General features: G+C 71.7%; 22 protein-coding genes. 6 read left to right on the forward strand and 16 right to left on the reverse strand.

Annotated features, from left to right (window positions below):
- Positions 1-106 precede the first annotated feature (106 nt).
- Entirely contained in the window at positions 107-553 is a 447-nt protein-coding gene (locus ACIPV1_RS07740) for an NUDIX hydrolase (protein WP_123938323.1), read from the reverse strand.
- Positions 554-595: 42 nt separating this feature from the next.
- Here ACIPV1_RS07740 and ACIPV1_RS07745 point away from each other — a divergent pair, with 42 nt between their 5' ends.
- On the forward strand, positions 596-826 hold the full coding sequence (locus tag ACIPV1_RS07745; RefSeq protein ID WP_123938324.1) for a hypothetical protein: 231 nt from the start codon (positions 596-598) through the stop codon (positions 824-826).
- On the opposite strand, the gene ACIPV1_RS07750 is transcribed toward ACIPV1_RS07745, so the two are convergent.
- On the reverse strand, positions 823-1,779 hold the full coding sequence (locus ACIPV1_RS07750) for a phosphotransferase (RefSeq protein ID WP_402726085.1): 957 nt from the start codon (positions 1,777-1,779) through the stop codon (positions 823-825). The genes ACIPV1_RS07745 and ACIPV1_RS07750 overlap by 4 nt on opposite strands.
- 62 nt (positions 1,780-1,841) lie before the next feature.
- On the opposite strand from ACIPV1_RS07750, the gene ACIPV1_RS07755 reads away from it, so the two are divergent.
- The gene (locus ACIPV1_RS07755; protein ID WP_123938326.1) at positions 1,842-2,081 is read left to right on the forward strand and encodes a hypothetical protein; all 240 of its coding nucleotides are present in this window, start codon (positions 1,842-1,844) and stop codon (positions 2,079-2,081) included.
- 4 nt (positions 2,082-2,085) lie between these two features.
- Here ACIPV1_RS07755 and ACIPV1_RS07760 read toward each other — a convergent pair whose 3' ends face one another.
- Complete coding sequence (locus tag ACIPV1_RS07760) at positions 2,086-2,334, reverse strand: hypothetical protein (RefSeq protein ID WP_123938327.1); 249 nt, start codon at positions 2,332-2,334, stop codon at positions 2,086-2,088.
- Positions 2,331-2,837 carry a MarR family winged helix-turn-helix transcriptional regulator gene (locus ACIPV1_RS07765; protein WP_402726086.1) on the reverse strand — a complete coding sequence of 169 codons (507 nt, stop codon included), beginning with the start codon at positions 2,835-2,837 and terminating at the stop codon, positions 2,331-2,333. Before ACIPV1_RS07765 ends, ACIPV1_RS07760 begins: the two co-directional genes overlap by 4 nt.
- A gap of 92 nt (positions 2,838-2,929) precedes the next feature.
- Here ACIPV1_RS07765 and ACIPV1_RS07770 point away from each other — a divergent pair, with 92 nt between their 5' ends.
- On the forward strand, positions 2,930-3,859 hold the full coding sequence (locus ACIPV1_RS07770; protein ID WP_185094218.1) for an NADP-dependent oxidoreductase: 930 nt from the start codon (positions 2,930-2,932) through the stop codon (positions 3,857-3,859).
- Between the two features lie 6 nt (positions 3,860-3,865).
- On the opposite strand, the gene ACIPV1_RS07775 is transcribed toward ACIPV1_RS07770, so the two are convergent.
- Complete coding sequence (locus ACIPV1_RS07775) at positions 3,866-4,726, reverse strand: pentapeptide repeat-containing protein (protein ID WP_123938329.1); 861 nt, start codon at positions 4,724-4,726, stop codon at positions 3,866-3,868.
- Between the two features lie 224 nt (positions 4,727-4,950).
- Between ACIPV1_RS07775 and ACIPV1_RS07780 the strand changes: the two genes are divergently transcribed.
- A complete protein-coding gene (locus tag ACIPV1_RS07780) occupies positions 4,951-5,142 on the forward strand; it encodes a hypothetical protein (RefSeq protein ID WP_123938330.1) in 192 nt (63 codons plus the stop codon).
- Here ACIPV1_RS07780 and ACIPV1_RS07785 read toward each other — a convergent pair.
- The 4 genes from ACIPV1_RS07785 to ACIPV1_RS07800 are packed head-to-tail and all read right to left on the reverse strand — an operon-like array spanning position 5,139 to position 8,849.
- Positions 5,139-5,795 (reverse strand): response regulator, encoded by a 657-nt coding sequence (locus ACIPV1_RS07785; protein WP_402726087.1) that lies wholly within the window; start codon positions 5,793-5,795, stop codon positions 5,139-5,141. The two genes, ACIPV1_RS07780 and ACIPV1_RS07785, sit on opposite strands and share 4 nt — an antisense overlap.
- Positions 5,792-7,078, reverse strand: a complete 1,287-nt coding sequence (locus ACIPV1_RS07790) for a sensor histidine kinase (protein ID WP_402726088.1) — start codon at positions 7,076-7,078, stop codon at positions 5,792-5,794. Before ACIPV1_RS07790 ends, ACIPV1_RS07785 begins: the two co-directional genes overlap by 4 nt.
- Positions 7,075-7,941 (reverse strand): ABC transporter permease subunit, encoded by an 867-nt coding sequence (locus ACIPV1_RS07795; RefSeq protein ID WP_402726089.1) that lies wholly within the window; start codon positions 7,939-7,941, stop codon positions 7,075-7,077. Before ACIPV1_RS07795 ends, ACIPV1_RS07790 begins: the two co-directional genes overlap by 4 nt.
- A complete protein-coding gene (locus ACIPV1_RS07800; RefSeq protein WP_132099929.1) occupies positions 7,938-8,849 on the reverse strand; it encodes an ABC transporter ATP-binding protein in 912 nt (303 codons plus the stop codon). The genes ACIPV1_RS07795 and ACIPV1_RS07800 overlap by 4 nt, the downstream gene beginning before the upstream one ends.
- A 113-nt stretch (positions 8,850-8,962) precedes the next feature.
- On the opposite strand from ACIPV1_RS07800, the gene ACIPV1_RS07805 reads away from it, so the two are divergent.
- Positions 8,963-9,958 (forward strand): alpha/beta hydrolase, encoded by a 996-nt coding sequence (locus ACIPV1_RS07805; protein WP_402726090.1) that lies wholly within the window; start codon positions 8,963-8,965, stop codon positions 9,956-9,958.
- Between the two features lie 9 nt (positions 9,959-9,967).
- Positions 9,968-10,534: a GNAT family N-acetyltransferase gene (locus tag ACIPV1_RS07810; protein WP_402726091.1), complete on the forward strand. Its 567-nt coding sequence runs from the start codon at positions 9,968-9,970 to the stop codon at positions 10,532-10,534.
- A 170-nt stretch (positions 10,535-10,704) separates the two neighbouring features.
- On the opposite strand, the gene ACIPV1_RS07815 is transcribed toward ACIPV1_RS07810, so the two are convergent.
- From ACIPV1_RS07815 to ACIPV1_RS07845, 7 genes are all read right to left on the reverse strand, one after another.
- Entirely contained in the window at positions 10,705-11,265 is a 561-nt protein-coding gene (locus ACIPV1_RS07815; protein ID WP_402726092.1) for a TetR family transcriptional regulator, read from the reverse strand.
- Positions 11,262-12,113 carry an MBL fold metallo-hydrolase gene (locus ACIPV1_RS07820; protein ID WP_402726093.1) on the reverse strand — a complete coding sequence of 284 codons (852 nt, stop codon included), beginning with the start codon at positions 12,111-12,113 and terminating at the stop codon, positions 11,262-11,264. Before ACIPV1_RS07820 ends, ACIPV1_RS07815 begins: the two co-directional genes overlap by 4 nt.
- A complete protein-coding gene (locus ACIPV1_RS07825) occupies positions 12,110-12,838 on the reverse strand; it encodes an alpha/beta fold hydrolase (RefSeq protein ID WP_402726094.1) in 729 nt (242 codons plus the stop codon). Before ACIPV1_RS07825 ends, ACIPV1_RS07820 begins: the two co-directional genes overlap by 4 nt.
- A 38-nt stretch (positions 12,839-12,876) precedes the next feature.
- Complete coding sequence (locus ACIPV1_RS07830) at positions 12,877-13,248, reverse strand: VOC family protein (protein ID WP_402726095.1); 372 nt, start codon at positions 13,246-13,248, stop codon at positions 12,877-12,879.
- Positions 13,249-13,355: 107 nt separating this feature from the next.
- A complete protein-coding gene (locus ACIPV1_RS07835; protein WP_402726096.1) occupies positions 13,356-14,063 on the reverse strand; it encodes a helix-turn-helix transcriptional regulator in 708 nt (235 codons plus the stop codon).
- Positions 14,060-14,560: an AAA family ATPase gene (locus tag ACIPV1_RS07840; protein ID WP_402726097.1), complete on the reverse strand. Its 501-nt coding sequence runs from the start codon at positions 14,558-14,560 to the stop codon at positions 14,060-14,062. Before ACIPV1_RS07840 ends, ACIPV1_RS07835 begins: the two co-directional genes overlap by 4 nt.
- A gap of 96 nt (positions 14,561-14,656) precedes the next feature.
- Positions 14,657-16,138 carry a mannitol dehydrogenase family protein gene (locus ACIPV1_RS07845; RefSeq protein WP_402726098.1) on the reverse strand — a complete coding sequence of 494 codons (1,482 nt, stop codon included), beginning with the start codon at positions 16,136-16,138 and terminating at the stop codon, positions 14,657-14,659.
- Positions 16,139-16,192: the final 54 nt, after the last annotated feature.

Raw genomic sequence — 16,192 nt, forward strand, 5'->3', positions numbered from 1 at the left:
CTGTCGTTCGGGAGCGTCCCAGCCGATCTCGGGCGGTCGCCGGGACTTCGCCGCGGAACACCGCCGTGTCCGCTGGGAATGCGCCCGTCGTGACGGGATCGTGACGTCAGCGGGTCGAGTGGTCACCTTGCGTCGCCGGGATGGTGCCTGCGAGCAGGTCGAGCACGCCGTCCGGGAACACCGGGACGTCCGTGTCGACGGGTACCCAGCGCACCGGGCTGCCCTCGTCCAGCACCACGAGTTCAGCGTCCAGCGGCACCGCGTCCAGCTCCGCCGACCGGACGGCGAACACGTGGACGTACTCGTGTCCGGGCTGCCCCTCGTACTCGAACAGGTTCTCGAGGACACCGAGCAGCCGGACGTCGTCGAGGGCGACGTCGAGCTCCTCGCGGAACTCCCGGCGGAGCGCCTGGACCGCGGTCTCGCCGAACTCGATGCCGCCGCCGACGGCACGGTGGAAGCGGAGGTCCCGCACGCCGTCGAACGACTCGGACAGCAGCACGTGGCCGTCCTTGACCGGCAGCCCGACCGCGATGTTCCGGATGCTCCCCATCACGCCACTCTGCCACCGGTTCGGGTTCGGTAGGTTCGGACCATGCACGCCATCCGCTCGATCGTCACCCTCGCGATCGTCTTCCTCGGTCTGGGCTTCCTGCTCACCGCCGGTGGTTCCGTCTGGACGATCCTCACCCCGGACGGCACCGGCGTGAACTTCGCCGCGGGGTTCATGTACATGGGCGGCATGGTCGTCGGCATCGCCGGGATCGCACTCGGGGTCACCGCGCTCGTGGCCGTCGCCCGGTCGGCGAAGCGCTTCGTCCGCTAACCGGCGAGCGCCCCGGCGGCAGCGCCCCACCCGGTGGGGTCATCCCCCGGCGGGACGAACAGCATCGTGTTCCAGAGCACCAGGACGTCCCACCACGCGAGCTCGTCGGCAGTGAGCGCGCTCACCGAGCGGTAGCCGTCGAGCAGCTCTCGGTGGACCGCCGCGGGGACCGGGCCCCAGTCGTGGAAGAGCGTCCCGAGCAGGACGGCCGAGCGTGCCAGCTCGACGATCCGGTGATCGAGGCGCAGGTCCTCGAAGTCGATGACGGCGACGACGTCCGAGTCGGCGCACAGGACATTCGCCGCTCGGTAGTCCCCGTGCACGATCTGGACCGGCAGCTCGTCGGACGGCGCGGCCGCCAGCAGCCGTCGCAGTGCCACCCGGGCACGGTCCGCCATGTGCGTCGGCCCACCGTCGAGCCACCCCTCGACCTGCTGCACGAGCGGGGTCGGTGGCGGGCGCACACCGGCTGCGCGCGCCCGATCGGGGCTGTCCCGCAGGGCGTCGTGGATGCGGGCGAGCGTCGCACCGGCGGCGTGGACCTGTGCCGGGTCGCGGACGTCCAGCAGGGTTCCGCCGATGACGTGCTGGAGACCCATCGAAACCCCGTCGTCCTCGACCTGCACCCGTCCGTCGGGTGTCGGCACCGGGGCGGAAACGGGCAGGCCGCGCTCCGTGAGCCACGCCGTGAGGTCCGCCGCGAACGCCAAGCGCTCGAACCCCTCCGGTGCGATCGACCACTTCAGGAGCATCCGGCCGCCAGCGGTCGAGACCCAGGCGAGCGCGTTGTGGTCGCTCATCACGATGCGCTCGCATACGACGACGCGCACGTTCCACCACCGCTCGAGCGTCCGGATGAGCCAGTCCTCGGCAGCGGCGACGTCCGTGAACCCGAAACGGCTCCGCAGCACCTCGGTGGGATCGGCTCGTTCCCAGAGCATCTCGAGGGTCATCGCTCCACCCTCGCAGGTCGCGCTACCATCCGGTACCGGTCCACGCACGGAAGCGAGCCACCATGACCTCCCAGAGCACGAGGGTCCTGCACGTGATGTGCACGGTGTTCCTGTTGGGCGCCTTCCTGTCGGTCGGGATCGGTGGGTGGTCGCTCGCGAACGACACCGGGGGCGGTGCGAACATCGGCGGCGGAATCCTGATGCTGTTCGGCTACCTGCTCGGTCTGATCGGGATCGCGCTCGGCGTCGCCACGCTCGTCGTCGGCACCGTGTCGCGGCGACGGTCACGCACGCGCAGCTGACGCCTCAGCGGCGGCGGGTGCGGAGCCGCTGCACGCCCACCCATCCGGCGACCGCGAAGCAGCCGAGCGCGAGGATGTACGAGACGAGCAGGTCTGCCCATGCGCGCGGGTTGATCGATCCGTCGGGCAACCGCTCCTGGAGTTGGAACGACGTCGGGAACAGCCAGTAGGACGTCGCGTAGACGGTCAGCGCCAGTCCGACGACGACCGAGCCGACGACGATCCACCGAGCGGCGCGCGCTCCGACGGTCACGCGGACGCCCCCTTCACGGATCGTCGCGACGCCGACCGCGGTGGGTTCGCTCGCAGGTGTTCGCTGATGCGTCCGAGGACCCGGGCGAGGTCACTCGCGTCGTCGTCCGTGATCGGTGCGAACAGGAGTCCGTGCACGGTGCCGATGTGGCCGGGGAACACGTCGGCAAGGACTTCGCGCCCCGCGTCGGTGATCGCGACGACGGTGCTGCGTTCGTCGTCCGGCGACGGTGACCTCGTGACGAGGCCGCGCTGTTCGAGCAGTTGCGCCTGGTAGGTCAGCCCGCTGCGGCTGTACACGACACCGTCGGCCAGGTCCGTCATGCGCAGGTGCCCCTCCGGAGCGTCCCCCAACCGCGCCAGGAGCTGGAACTGCACGGTGCTCAGCCCGCCGACGTCGCGGAGCTGCTTCTCGACCGCAGGGCGCAGGAGCGCACTCACCTCGGTCAGCGCGAAGTAGGCCCCGAGCTGTGTCGGGGTCAGTGCGGTGGGGGTGTCGCTCATGGAGCCATCCTACCTGTTGCTTCGAGTTCGAAGCAGTGCTAGCGTCTCCGACAAGCGCTTCGAATTCGAAGCAAATCCGAGAGGACATCACCATGAAGGCAGTGCAGTTCCACGAAGTCGGCGGACCCGAGGTCCTCCAGTACGGCGAGGTCGAGCAGCCGACTCCGGCAGCAGGACAGGTGCGACTGCGCGTCGCGGCGTCCGCGTACAACGCCGCGGACAACGGCATCCGGGCCGGCTTCCTGCCGATCCCGATCCAGCTGCCGCACGTCCCCGGATACGACGTCTCCGGCACGGTCGAGGCGATCGGCGAGGGCGTGACCGGGTTGACCGTGGGCGACGCGGTCATCGCGTTCCTCCCCATGGACCGCGACGGCGGGGCAGCCGAGTACGTCATCGCACCGGCGGACGCCGTGGTCGCAGCGCCGACGAGCATCCCACTGGCCGACGCGGCCGCCCTGCCGTCCGTCGCTCTGACCGCCTGGCAGGCCCTGTTCGACGACGGCCGGCTCACCGCCGGGCAGCGGCTGCTCGTCGTGGGTGCCGGCGGGGTCGTCGGCAAGTACGCCGTCCAGCTCGCCAAGCGCGCCGGAGCACACGTCATCGCGACCGCCAGCCCCCGCAGTGCCGATGCCGTGCGCGCGGCCGGTGCCGACCAGGTCATCGACCACACCGCCACCGACCTGCTCGACGCCCTCGACGGTCAGGTCGACGTGCTGCTCAACCTGGCGCCGATCGAGCCCGAGCAGTTCGCGGCGGATGTTGCTGCGGTCCGTGACGGCGGAGTCGTCGTGAGCACGACGGCGTTCATGGCCACGCCGGGTGACGCGTCCCGAGGCGTGCGCGCGTCGACCGTGTTCGTCCTGCCGAACCGGGAACGCCTGGCGAAACTCGTCGCGCTGGTCGACGACGGTGCCCTGACGGTCGAGGTCACGCGGCGCATCTCCCTGGCCGACCTGCCGGCGCTGCACGCCGAGGGCGCAGCAGGTCGGATCGCCGGCAAGGTCATCGTCCTGCCCTGACCCGGATCACGGGAGCGACCAGTGCCCTGGACGATCGAGGTCGTCGGGCAGCACCGTTGACGCATCGCCCTGAGCGGCGTTCACCTGCGGCTGGGTGAGGAACAGCGCGTTCGACAGGTCCGCTCCCCCGAGCCGGGCATCGCGCAGGTCCGCCCCGAGCAGGTCCACGCCCGACAGGTCGCATCCCCGCAGGTCCGCGGCGATCAGGACCGCACCGCGCAGATCGGCGCCGACCAGGACGCGAGATCGCAGGTCGCGGCCGGCCAGGTCGGTCGACGGGTGCAGGTCACCGGCCGAGTCGCCGGCAGCGGGGTACCCACCTCGGGCCTCCGCGCTGACGTCGATCAGGACGGAACGGACCTCGGACCGGAGCGACTCGACGTCCACCGCGAGGACGCCGGCCAACTCACCGTCGAGGACCTGCTGGACACGGTGCTGGCGCACGGTCGGTGCATCCGCTGACCCCAGAGTCGTCGAGCGGGACACCGCCTCGGCCAGGTACCAGAGCATCTCGTGGAGCTGCCGGGCGACGGCGAAGGCCCGGAACATCTCGGGCTTCGAGTCCGGCCGGTCCACCCAACTCGTGCCGTCGAACAGGACCTGCGAGACGTACTGGCCGGCCCCGAAGCAGTCGAACGTGGTGCACCCGGTGAAGCCCCGCGGACGGAGCGCCTGGTGGATCGTGCAGGAGAAGTCGTCGGCCAGGTTCCGGCACGGGGTGCCGGCGGGCTTGTCGATCGGGAAGTCGCTGGACCGCTGGAACCCGAAGGCGGTGCAGCAGAGCGCGAAGCAGTCACCGCACGAAGCGCGGAGCCCCGAGCGGTCGGAGGGAGCAGAAGGAGAGGATGAAGAAGAAGACGATGACATGGACGAACGGTCTCTCTGGAGTGGTCTCGACAGGGCGCCGGGGTGCTGGGGAACTCCGTCGGGAGTCCCCGTTCCGGGCGCACGAGATCACCGCCCCTCGTCCGAGGAGCGAACCGGTGTCGCTGGATGGGCTCTGCGTCACAGAGCGGGAGAACGTGTCACTGCGGCCAGGCTAGCGGCGCGCGACTGCGCCCGTCCGCAGTCCCGACGCGTACGGTGCACCTGTGACCAGAACCCACCCGGCAAGACCGCACCGCCTCGTGCTGATCGCCGCCGCCGTCGTGCTGGTGATCGGCATCGTGCTCCTGTTCACACCGTGGGACGGCTTGATCCCCGTGCTCGCCTGGGTGCTGATCGTCGCGTCCATCGCCCTCGGCGCGATCACCCTCTTCTTCGCGAGGGCCCCGCGCAGCTAGGACCGCGGCACGAGACCGTGCTCGTAGGCGAAGATCACCGCATGCACCCGGTCGCGCAGGCCCAGTTTGCCGAGCACCCGCCCGACGTGCGTCTTGACCGTGGACTCGCTCGTCACCAGGTGTGCGGCGATCTCGGGGTTCGACAACCCGCGGGCCATCGCGAGCAGCACGTCGCGCTCCCGCGGGGTCAGGGGCTCCAGCGGGTCCGGACCCGCCGGCCGGTCGTCCGGCAGCACGGAGCCGAAGAGCTCGAGCATCCGCTGCGTCACCCGCGGTGAGACCGCGGCCTCGCCCGCTGCCACGGACCGGACGGCGTCGAGGAGCTGCGCGGCGCTGACGTCCTTGAGCAGGAACCCGCTCGCCCCGGCACGCAGGCCACCGAACGCGTACTCGTCCAGGTCGAAGGTGGTCAGCACGAGCACCCGGGTCTCGGGGACCTGCTCGACGATCGCGGCCGTCGCCGTGACGCCGTCGACGTGGGGCATCCGGACGTCCATCAGCACGACGTCCGGACGCAGGGCACGCACGAGCCGAACTCCCGCACCGCCGTCGCCGGCCTCGCCGACGACCTCGATGTCGGACTGCGCCTCGAGCAGCAGCCGGAACCCCGTGCGGATGAGCTGCTGGTCGTCGACGATCGCCACGCGGATCACCGGTCCTCCGTCCTGACCGGGATCGTCGCCCGGATCTGCCAACCGTCAGTGCCGTCGCGGGAGCCCGCGCGCACCTGCCCACCCAGCGCGCGGATGCGCTCGTCGATCCCGATGAGCCCTCGACCCGACCCCGCTGGGGCGTGGGCCGATCCGCCCGGCCGAGTCGGGCCTCCTGTCCGTCCGTCGTCGGTGACGACCACGGTGACCTCGGTGTCGGACGCTGCCACGCGGACGTCGACCGATCGGACGCGCTGCGCGTGCCGGGCGGTGTTGGTGAGGCCCTCCTGCACGACCCGGTACACGGCGAGCTGCAGGGCGTCGTCGTCGGGGACGACGCCGACCAGTTCGAGGGCGACGGGGGCGCCCAGCGCGCGGAACCGGTCGACGAGCTGCGGGACGTCGTGGATGCCCGGTTGCGGCGCGAGCGCGGGTTCGCCGTCGCCTCCGAGCACCCCGAGCATGCGGCGCATGTCGCCCATCGCGCCACGGCCGACGTCGGCGACACCGCGCATGGCAGCGGCAGCGGACCCCGCCGAACCGGCGGGTGCACCAGCGGACGCCCCGGCCGCCGCGCCCTCGGCCAGCCGCACCATCACCGTGAGCGAGTGCGACACGATGTCGTGCATCTCCCGCGCGATCCGGGCCCGCTCCGCGGCGGTGGCGAGCTGCGCCTGCTGGTCGCGCTCCCGGGCCAGCTGGTGCGCGCGGTCGATGAGGGCCTGGGTGTAGCGACGGCGGTTCGACACGTTGACCCCGATCAGGACCGCTGCCAGCAGGAACGTCGTGGGCTGCGGGTACAGGACGTCCGCGAGTCCTCCGGACCCCGGCGCGACCACGAAGACGCGCAGCGCCGTCGCCCCCGCGGCCAGCACGACGGCGACCGCGGCCGTCCACCACCCGGCGGTACGCGACCACCACACGGTCGCGGCGTACACGGTGAAGAGCACCGGCGAGTACCCCGCCTGCGTCCACGTCATCGCGACGACGGACGCGAGCCCGAGCACCGCCGTCACCGCGGGGTGCGTGCGCCGGAGCGGGATGCCGGAGACGGCGATGACCACGAGGACGACGACCGTGACCCGCGCGACGGGGCTCCCGTCGACCTGCCACGCACTCCGGAACGCGACGACGACCTCGATCGCACCCCAGAAGACCATGAGCAGCGCGTCGGTCATGACCGGGTGGCGTGCCCAGAACCGCCGGAGCCGGCCGGGTGCGTCGGGCAGGGCGATGCCCCCGGCACCGTCCTGGACGGCACCGGGGGCGAGGTCGGCAGGGGTCACGCGTCCCGCTTCTCGACCAGGGCGAGCGCCGTCAGCGAGGCGACGACCACCCAGGCCAGCAGTACCGCGAATCCGCTCCATCCCCCCAAGGCTAGGACGCCGTCGTGCCACCCCGATGTCACCTCGGTGCCGAACTGCATGAGCGGCTGCCCGGCGTTCTGCGGCAGCAGGTTCGTCAGCGTGCCGAGCCAGTCCGCTCCGGTGAACGACTGCACCAGCTGCACGACGACCGGAGCGACCAGCATCAGGCCGAGGACCCCGGCGATCGCGCCAGCTGTGGAGCGCAGGACCACGCCGACCGCGAAGGCGAGCAGGGCGATGAGCGTCAGGTAGACGGAGGCACCCAGCAGCGGCATCGCGACGCTCGCGTCCAGCGACGCCTCGACGTTCTGTCCCGCGGCGATGGGCAGGGTGATGAAGGCGGTGGCCCAGACGCTCACGGCACTCGTGACGAAGACGGCCACGGCGAGGACGATCGCCTTCGCCGCCAGTGCGACCGACCGCCGTGGGACCGCCGCGAACGAGGAGCGGATCATGCCGGTGCCGTACTCGCCGGTGACGACGAGGGCACCGATCACCGCGACGATCAGCGACGAGAGCATCGTGCCGCTCGTGCTGTAGAGGACCAGCGCGTTCCGAGCCGCGTCACCCGTGAGCCCCTGACCACCGTTGTCCGCGAAGGCCGCCAGGAGCACACCGATGCCGATCGGCAGGACGAGCACCAGCAGGAAGCTCCACGCCGTCGACCGCAGCGAGCGGAGCTTGATCCACTCCGAGCGCAGGACGCCGGAGAAGTGGACGCCGGACGAGTGGCTGCCGGCTCCGTCGTGCCGCGGCAGGGTGTCGCTCGTGACCGCGCTCATCGGGCCACCTCCGATCGGTACTCGACCTGGTCGTGCGTGAGTTCGAGGTAGGCCTGCTCCAGGCTCGCCTCGGTGGTGGCCAGCTGGTGCAGGACGATCCCCGCAGCACCCGCCGCCTCGCCGATCTGCTCGGCGCCGAGGCCACGGACCTGCAGCGACCCGTCGCCCTCGTAGCCGATGGTGACGTCCGGTCCGGCGATCGCGTCGAGGAGCCGCTCGGGCTCCGGCGTCCGCACGGTGACCGACCGCTCCGTGGCGGCGGCGACCAGGTCCGCGATGTCCATGTCCGCGAGCACCCGCCCGCGACCCATCACGACGATGCGGTCGGCGGTCAGGGCCATCTCGCTCATCAGGTGGCTCGAGATGAACACCGCACGTCCCTCGGCGGCCAGGCTGCGGGCGAGTCGACGCACCCACACGACGCCCTCGGGGTCGAGGCCGTTGACGGGCTCGTCGAGGATCAGCGTCTGCGGATCACCGAGCAGTGCCGCCGCGATCCCGAGCCGCTGCCCCATGCCGAGCGAGAACCCGCCGACGCGCTTCTTCGCGACGTTCTCGAGACCGGTCATCCCGATGACCTCGTGCACCCGGGCCGTCGGGATCCGGTGCGTCGCGGCGAGCGCCGACAGGTGGTCGAAGGCGCTGCGTCCCCTGTGGACCGCCTTGGCCTCGAGCAGTGCGCCGACGCGACGCAGCGGGTCGCGCAGCTCGCGGTAGGGGCGTCCGTCGACGTGGGCGGTGCCCGAGGTCGGCCGGTCGAGTCCGACGACGGCGCGCATCGTGGTGGACTTGCCCGCGCCGTTCGGACCGAGGAAGCCGGTGACGACGCCGGGGCGCACCGTGAAGGACACGTCGTCGACGGCGACCTTCTCGCCGTAGCGCTTGGAGAGGTTCTGGATCTCGATCATGCGGCAACGGTACGGAGACGGCCGGGTCCGCCACATCGCCGTCGCAGACGATCTCCGCGGAGCGACCGTGGTACCCCGGTACCACCCGCAGCGGTGCCGGATACGGTGGGGTCATGGTCGTCCAGCGGTGGCACGAGGACGTCCTCGGAGCGCCCTACGAGCGACTCGAACTGCCGCTCGGCTCCGACTCCGAGGGGCCGGTCGTCGCCACCCTCGTCCGTCGTCGGCACACCCCGACGGACCTGCTGCTGCACGGGCGCGGGCCGCTGCACGGCGCTGACGTGCTGTACGTGCACGGGTGGTCGGACTACTTCTTCCAGACCGAGCTGGCGGAGCGGATCGAACGGCTCGGGGCCCGCTTCCACGCGCTGGACCTGCGGAAGTACGGCCGGAGCCTCCGCCCCCACCAGACCCCGGGCAACGTCGACGACCTGGCGGTGTACGACGAGGACATCGCCGCAGCGCTCGACGCCGTCTCGGCCGAGCACCCCGGCCCCGGCGAGCGGCGGCTCGTGCTGATGGGGCACTCCACCGGGGGGCTGACGCTGTCGCTGTGGGCTGCGCGCCACCCCGAACTCGTCGACGGCATCGTCCTGAACAGTCCGTGGCTCGAGTTCCAGGCGACCGCCGTGGGCCGGGCGATCGTCGCACCCGTCATCAAGCTCGGCGCCAAGCGGAACCCCCTCGCCCCGATGCCCGCCGTCGATCCCGGCTTCTACACGCGCACCGTGTCGGCCGCGGGCGAGGGCTCGTGGACGTACGACCAGCAGTGGCGGCCGGACCGGGGGTTCCCCCTGCACCCCGGTTGGCTCGCGGCGGTCTTCGCGGGGCAGGAGACGGTCGAGCACGGGCTCGACATCCAGGTCCCCGTCCTGGTCATGCTAAGCGACAAGAGCATGTTGCAACCCCGGTGGGACCCGGGGATGGCACACGCGGACGTCGCGTTGAACGTCGACACGGTGGCCCATCGGGCCCTGTCACTCGGCAACGAGGTGACGGTCCGGCGGTTGCCCGGAGCCGTGCACGACGTGGTGCTGTCCGCGCCCGACGTGCGCGAGCAGGCGTACGACGCGATCGGACGCTGGGCCACCACGCTGCACCCCCGCTAGCGTGACGGGATGACCGAGCGCTCCGTCCGGCTGACCCGGCTCGACCCGACCGGGATCGACCACGACGCACTCGTCGACTTCCTGTCGACCGAGGACTTCCCGTTCCACGTGCGGCGGACGTGGAGCCGTGCAGAGGCCGTCGAGGCAGTGGCGTCCGGCTCCTACCGCGACGACGAGCACGACTCGTACTGGGTCGACCACACGGAGCACGGCCGCATCGGGTTCGTCCGGCTCGAGGACCTGGAAGACCCGGTCCCGCTGTTCGACCTGCGCATCGCCGGCGCGTTCCGCGGTCGCGGCCTCGGCGTCCCGACACTGCGTGCGGTCACCGACCACGTCTTCGGCACCCTGCCGTCGGTGACCCGCTTCGAGGGCCAGACCCGCGAGGACAACACGGCCATGCGCCGGGTCTTCGTGCGTGCCGGCTGGGTCAAGGAGGCGCACTACCGCGAGGGATGGCCGATCGAGGGCGGCCGCGCGGTGGCGTCGGTCGGCTACGGGATCCTGCGCCACGACTGGGAGACGGGCGCGACGACGTCGGTGCCGTGGGACGACGACGTGCTTCCTGACGACTGACGGTTCTGGTTCGTGATCCACGGGGAACGTGAACCAGAACCGTCACCACACGAGGAACGTGCTTGCCCGGCGCGTCTCGCGTCACGGTCCAGAGCGGACGGGAGGCTCGGGTCACGCCCGCCACGGGCCTCCCGTCCGCCTGGTGGCTGCGTCCACGGCATGACGCGCGATCAGCCGCCAGTCGCCGCCCTCCGCAGCGCGGCGCAGGTCCGCCGGAACGCCGCGCTGAGCGACTCCCCCGCGCGGCGATCCGCCCACTCGTCGAACGCGGCGCGCAGCGCGAGCAGCGCCAACGGCACCGCGAACCGGTCGGCGCCCTGCCACGCCGACTGCAGCTCCAGCGTCTGCGCGGCGTCCCGTTCGAGGACCGCGGACAGCAGCACCGGATCGGCGACGAGCAGCGCGCGCACCCGGACCAGGCGGTCGAGGTCGTCGTGGCGATCGCGTTCGAACGTCGCGAGCACCTCGGCGATCACCTCGGTCAACGCATCGAACGGCACCGGGGCGGTCACGGCGGCGGTGACGGCGTCGTGGACGTCGCGTGAGACGAACAAGAACGCGTCGACCTTCGAAGCGCAGTACCGGAAGAACGTGCGCTCGGTGATGCCGGCCGCGGTCGCGATCTCGGCCCCGGTGACGACGTCGAACCCGCGCATGCCGACCAGCGCGACCGCGGCGTCCTCGACGGCACACTCCGTCGCCCGCCGGTGCTGCGCCCGGACCCCGGTCACGGCGCGGACCGCATGGAGACGGTCTCGCGCTGCCAGAGCTCCGGCAGCCTGAGGTCGACACCGTCGGCGTCCGCCAGGCGTGTGAACGCGCGCATCGTGACGTCGAGGCGGTCGAGCTTCTTCGGCAGCGGCCTGAGCGGACGGGTCAACGGCCGCCAGAACGCGTCCCAGTGCACCGGCCGGACGACGCTCGGACGCAGGGCACCGACGGTCTCCTGCCAGTACTGCTCGATCCAGGCCGTCGGCTTCGCACCGGCGGCGCCCGCACCCAGGTAGACGGTGTCGGCGTGGAGCCCCGCGAACGCTCCGGGGACGAAGTTCGCCGTCGGGTGCACCAGTACGGAGCCGTCCGGGTGCTCGAACAGGAACGAGGAGCACCCGCCGGTGCGGAAGTCGCGCATCCGGGCCGGCAGGGTGACCGGCTCGGTGATCTCGCCCGGCACCGCATCGCCGTCGCTGTGCAGCGCGTGCAGCGGCGTGACCGTGAAGGCCCCCACCGCGAACGACTCGCGGTCGTGGAGCTCCCGGAAGGGCACCCGGTCGAGCCCGTACCCGGTGGCGATCATCCGGGTGGACGCCGAGCCGCCGAGTTCCGCCCCGGTCCGGTCCGCGACCACGGGCGCGTCGAGGGCGTGGTCGGCGTGCGAGTGCGAGACGAGCACGGCATCGAGGTGGTCGACGTCGAACCGTGCGAGTGCGTCCTCGATCCGGGTGACGTCCGGTCGGAGCCGGCCGAGCATCAGCCGTGGGAACGAGGGACGACTGAAGAAGCCGTCCACGAGCAGCGAGGTCGTGCCGTCGGAGACGAGGACGTTGGACACCCCGCCGAACACCGTGGTGACGCTCATGCGTGCGCCCCGCCGAGCACGTCGTCGAGGAGCCGCATCGTGCGCGCGGCGCCCTCCATCGCGAGGTCGTGGTGCACGCCGCGCACCCGTTCGACGTCCCACCCGAGGCGCTCGTAGACCGGCACCTCGGCCGCGGGCACGACGTGTCGACCGTCGTCGGTGAGCACGAGCGTCGACGGCACGAACGGGGCCGCCGGAGCGACCGGTGTCGTCGCGACCGCTCGCAGGACGTCGCGCAGCATCGTGCGGTCCCAGTGCCGATGGCTCTCCTCGGCCCGGGCGACGTTCGCCGGACCCCACCGCGGATCGGTGCGGTCGTAGGCCTTGACGAGCAACGGCTGCAGCCCGGGCAGCGCCCAGAACGCCCGCCCGAGCACGCTCCGCCCCGGTGCCCGCAGGTGGAAGCCGGGGTCGAGGTACACCGCGCGGGCCGGGCGCAACCGGTCGACGGCGTCGAACAGCACCCGCCCGCCGAGCGAGTGTCCGACGACGGCGTCGAGCCCCTGCGGCAGCGTCTCGGCGAGGTCGTCGGCGAACGCGGCGAGTGTGTACGACGCCGCGTGGTCGCTCTCGCCGTGACCCCGCAGGTCCGGCACGAGGAACGTGTACCGGTCCGGGTCGGCATGGGACACGAGGTCGCGCCACACCAGCGCCGAGCCGAGGATGCCGTGCACGAGTCCGACCCGGACCGGGCCGTGACCGTGGGTCTCGACGTGGAGCTGCATGTGCACTCGATTCTGTCAGTGACTGACAGAATACACGGTCAAGCGGAGCGGCTGAAGAGGTTCACGAGGTTGCCGTCAGGGTCACGGAACAGCGCCGATCGATTTCCCCAGGGCATCGTCGTCGGCGGCAGCACCACGTCGTCGAGGTCACCACGCAACCCCGCGAACGCGGCGTCGACGTCGTCCACCGCGAACTCGAGGAACACGCCGCCGTTCGAGCGGGGCTCCACTGCGGCCGGTCCGAGCATCGCCACGGTCGCCGGGGTCGCGAGGGCGAGCACGGCGCCGCCGGTCACGATCTCGGCGAAGACGGGTGCGGGCCGCCGCGCCTCGGTCCCGGTGACGCGTTCGTAGAACCGCACCATCCCGTCGAGGTCGTCGGTGATGATCCGGACGGATGCGAACTGCACGGGAAGCCCTCCTGGCCGGCCACCGTGACCGGACTCGTCGAGCATGCGCGACCACCGCGACACCGTCCTGTCGGTGTTTCGGCGAACTACAAGGCGGATCTGGCGGTTCAGTCCCCGAGCAGGTCTCCGAGCACGGGGCGCAGCACGCCGTGCGGGATGTCGAGTTCGTCGAGGTGGACCACCCGTGGCGGTGCCGGCTCGTCGGTCTCCTCGACCGCCAGCACCCGGTCACCGCGGAAGGCCCGGACGCCGTCACGCAGCCGGCACCACGCGACGAGGTACCAGTCCTCGCCCTTCCCGATGTACCCGAGCGGTTCGACGACGCGGTCGGTCTCCGCGCCCGCTGCGTCGCGGTACCGCATCCGGACGACGCGCCCGCCCGTCAGCGCACCGGCGAGCGCCGTGGGAGCAGGCGTGCGCTCCCCTGACTCCAGCAGGTGCACGCGACTCGCGAGTCGCACTGCCCGTCGGGCGTCGTCCTCGGCGAGCACCGCGGTGACCTTGCGGGCAGCGCTGCGCGCCGCGTCGCGGAACGGGCTGGAGCCGAGCGTGCCGAGGCCGATCGCCACCGCGAGCGCTTCGTCGACGGTCAGCCCGAGCGGCGGGAGCGTCGCACGGGCGTCGATCGTGTACCCGCCGGTCCGCCCCGGCTCGGCCCAGATCGGCACTCCGGCTTGCTGCAGGGACAGCAGGTCCCGCTCGACCGTGCGCACACTGACCCCGAACCGCTCAGCGAGTCGGCGCGCGCTCCGCAGCGCGGGCGCAGCGGCGCGGAGCTCCTCGACGAGCGCGTACAGGCGGTCGGTCCGGTTCACGACGGAGCACGCAACCAGTCGACGACCCGCAGGAGCTCTGGGTCGTAGCCGTCGGTCGTGTCCACGTCGAGGCGTGAGACCCCGAGGTCGAGCGGCTCGGTGACGACCGGCGCGTTGCGTGCGACCCGGTCGTTCAGCTCCTGTGGGTGACCGCGGGCGACGAACCGGTCGAACGCCAGCGCGGATCGGCAGTGCACGTTCCGCACGTCCCCGACCGACACCAGGGCAGTGCGCACGTCAGCCTCGGACTGACCGCGGTACAGCGTCGCGTCGGCGATGACGCTGCACCCGGCTGCCGCGAGGTGCGCCGTCACAGTCCAGAACATCCGGACGCCGTGCGGCACGACCTCGTCGCGACCGAGGTCGGCACCGGCCATCAACCCGGCGTACAGCTGATCGCGGTCGACGCGCGGCCAGCCGAGTTCGGCGGCGAGCACCGACGCGAGCGTCGTCTTGCCACTCCCGGGAGCGCCACTGATGAGCGCGATCGTCGCCATGGTCTCGACGCTACCGGGCACCGGACGGGAGGCACGGTGCCAGCTGGCACCGGGCCTCCCGTCCGCCGTCCGGTCACGCGCAGGGCGCGACTCGCGTCAGGAACGCGACAAGCGTTCGACCGTGGTGTGGGCGCCGTCGGCGATGAGCCCGTCGAGGGCGTCGCGGTACGCCGCGACGAACCGTTCGTCGTCGATCAGGTCGCCGAAGACCTGCCGGTTCGCGATGAAGGCGAGCCGGTCGTCGCGCTGGGTGAGGGCGATGCGGTGCAGCGGTTCGGCCAGCCGGTCGACGATCTGGATCGGCTCGCCGGACTCGTCCGTGCCCTCGTCGTAGCGCGCCCACGACGCGACGATGCCGGCAGACAGCGTGACGGGCCGGCCAGCGGCGAGGTTGTCGCGGACCACCGGCAGCAGCCACTTCGGGATCCGGTCGCTCGACTCGGCACAGAGCCGGGCCAGGGTGTCGCGGACCTCGGGGTTCTGGAAGCGCTCGATGAGGGTGGACTTGTAGTCCTCGAGGTCGATGCCGGGCACGGGGTGCAGGGTCGGCGAGCCCTCGTCGTCCATGTAGCGGCGCAGGAACGTGGCGATCGCCGGGTCCTGCGTGGCCTCGTGCGCGTAGCGGTACCCGGACAGGTACCCGAAGTAGCACAGGCCCTGGTGGGACGCGTTCAGCAACCGGAGCTTCATCAGCTCGTACGGCTCGACGTCCTCGACGATCTGCACGTCGGCGTCCTGGTACGGCGGACGTCCGGCGGGGTGGTCGTCCTCGAGCACCCACTGGAAGAACGGTTCGGCGACGACGGGCCAGGCATCCTCGATACCGAGCTCGTCGCGGACCCAGGCACGGTCCTCATCGGCGGTGACCGGGGTGATGCGGTCGACCATCGAGTTCGGGAACGACACGTGCTCGTCCATCCAGTCGGCGAACGCCGGGTCCTGCAGGCGTGCGTAGGCGGTGAACATGTCGCGGGCGACGTGGCCGTTGCCCTGGATGTTGTCGCAGGACATCACGGTGAACGGTTCCAGCCCGCGCTCCCGGCGCCGCTGCAGCGCTGCCACGACCAGGCCGAACACGGTGCGGGGCGGTCCGTCGCCACGCAGGTCGGCCGCGACGCCGGGCTCGTCCGCGACGAACTCGCCGGTGACGTGGTCGAAGTTGTAGCCGCCCTCGGTGATGGTCAGGCTGACGATCCTGGTGTCCGGGTGCGCCATCTTCTCGACGACGGCGTCCGGGTCGTCGACGGCGAGCAGGTAGTCGACGATGCTGCCCACGACGCGGGACTCGCGCGTGCCGTCAGGGTGCTTGAGGACGAGCGTGTAGAGGCCGCCCTGCTCCGCCATCGCCGTGGCCATCCGGCGGTCCTGCTCGAGGACACCGACGCCGCAGATGCCGTACTCGCGCGCCTCGCCCTGCTGGAGCAGCCGGTCGATCACCATCGCCTGGTGCGCGCGGTGGAAGCCGCCGACGCCGAAGTGCACGATGCCAGCGGTGATCCCGCTGCGGTCGTAGGTCGGGACGGCGACACCGCTCGCGGCGATCTCGTCGAGGGTCTCCGGGGACAGGCGGACGGGCATCGGGTACTCCTTCGTACGGCGGTCATTCTGGCGGTCGCGCCGCCGGTCGCACCG

Origin of the sequence: Curtobacterium sp. NPDC089991, assembly GCF_044748425.1 — a bacterium.
GTDB lineage: Bacteria > Actinomycetota > Actinomycetes > Actinomycetales > Microbacteriaceae > Curtobacterium.

Coding starts and splice junctions, on each gene's coding strand:
- ACIPV1_RS07755 (WP_123938326.1), top strand. CDS start 1,842: ATGACCTCCCAGAGCACGAGGGTCCTGCACGTGATGTGCACGGTGTTC.
- ACIPV1_RS07810 (WP_402726091.1), top strand. CDS start 9,968: ATGACCGAGCGCTCCGTCCGGCTGACCCGGCTCGACCCGACCGGGATC.
- ACIPV1_RS07800 (WP_132099929.1), bottom strand. CDS start 8,849: ATGATCGAGATCCAGAACCTCTCCAAGCGCTACGGCGAGAAGGTCGCC.
- ACIPV1_RS07845 (WP_402726098.1), bottom strand. CDS start 16,138: ATGCCCGTCCGCCTGTCCCCGGAGACCCTCGACGAGATCGCCGCGAGC.
- ACIPV1_RS07805 (WP_402726090.1), top strand. CDS start 8,963: ATGGTCGTCCAGCGGTGGCACGAGGACGTCCTCGGAGCGCCCTACGAG.
- ACIPV1_RS07740 (WP_123938323.1), bottom strand. CDS start 553: ATGGGGAGCATCCGGAACATCGCGGTCGGGCTGCCGGTCAAGGACGGC.
- ACIPV1_RS07840 (WP_402726097.1), bottom strand. CDS start 14,560: ATGGCGACGATCGCGCTCATCAGTGGCGCTCCCGGGAGTGGCAAGACG.
- ACIPV1_RS07765 (WP_402726086.1), bottom strand. CDS start 2,837: ATGAGCGACACCCCCACCGCACTGACCCCGACACAGCTCGGGGCCTAC.
- ACIPV1_RS07795 (WP_402726089.1), bottom strand. CDS start 7,941: ATGAGCGCGGTCACGAGCGACACCCTGCCGCGGCACGACGGAGCCGGC.
- ACIPV1_RS07820 (WP_402726093.1), bottom strand. CDS start 12,113: ATGAGCGTCACCACGGTGTTCGGCGGGGTGTCCAACGTCCTCGTCTCC.
- ACIPV1_RS07745 (WP_123938324.1), top strand. CDS start 596: ATGCACGCCATCCGCTCGATCGTCACCCTCGCGATCGTCTTCCTCGGT.
- ACIPV1_RS07825 (WP_402726094.1), bottom strand. CDS start 12,838: ATGCAGCTCCACGTCGAGACCCACGGTCACGGCCCGGTCCGGGTCGGA.
- ACIPV1_RS07775 (WP_123938329.1), bottom strand. CDS start 4,726: ATGTCATCGTCTTCTTCTTCATCCTCTCCTTCTGCTCCCTCCGACCGC.
- ACIPV1_RS07770 (WP_185094218.1), top strand. CDS start 2,930: ATGAAGGCAGTGCAGTTCCACGAAGTCGGCGGACCCGAGGTCCTCCAG.
- ACIPV1_RS07750 (WP_402726085.1), bottom strand. CDS start 1,779: ATGACCCTCGAGATGCTCTGGGAACGAGCCGATCCCACCGAGGTGCTG.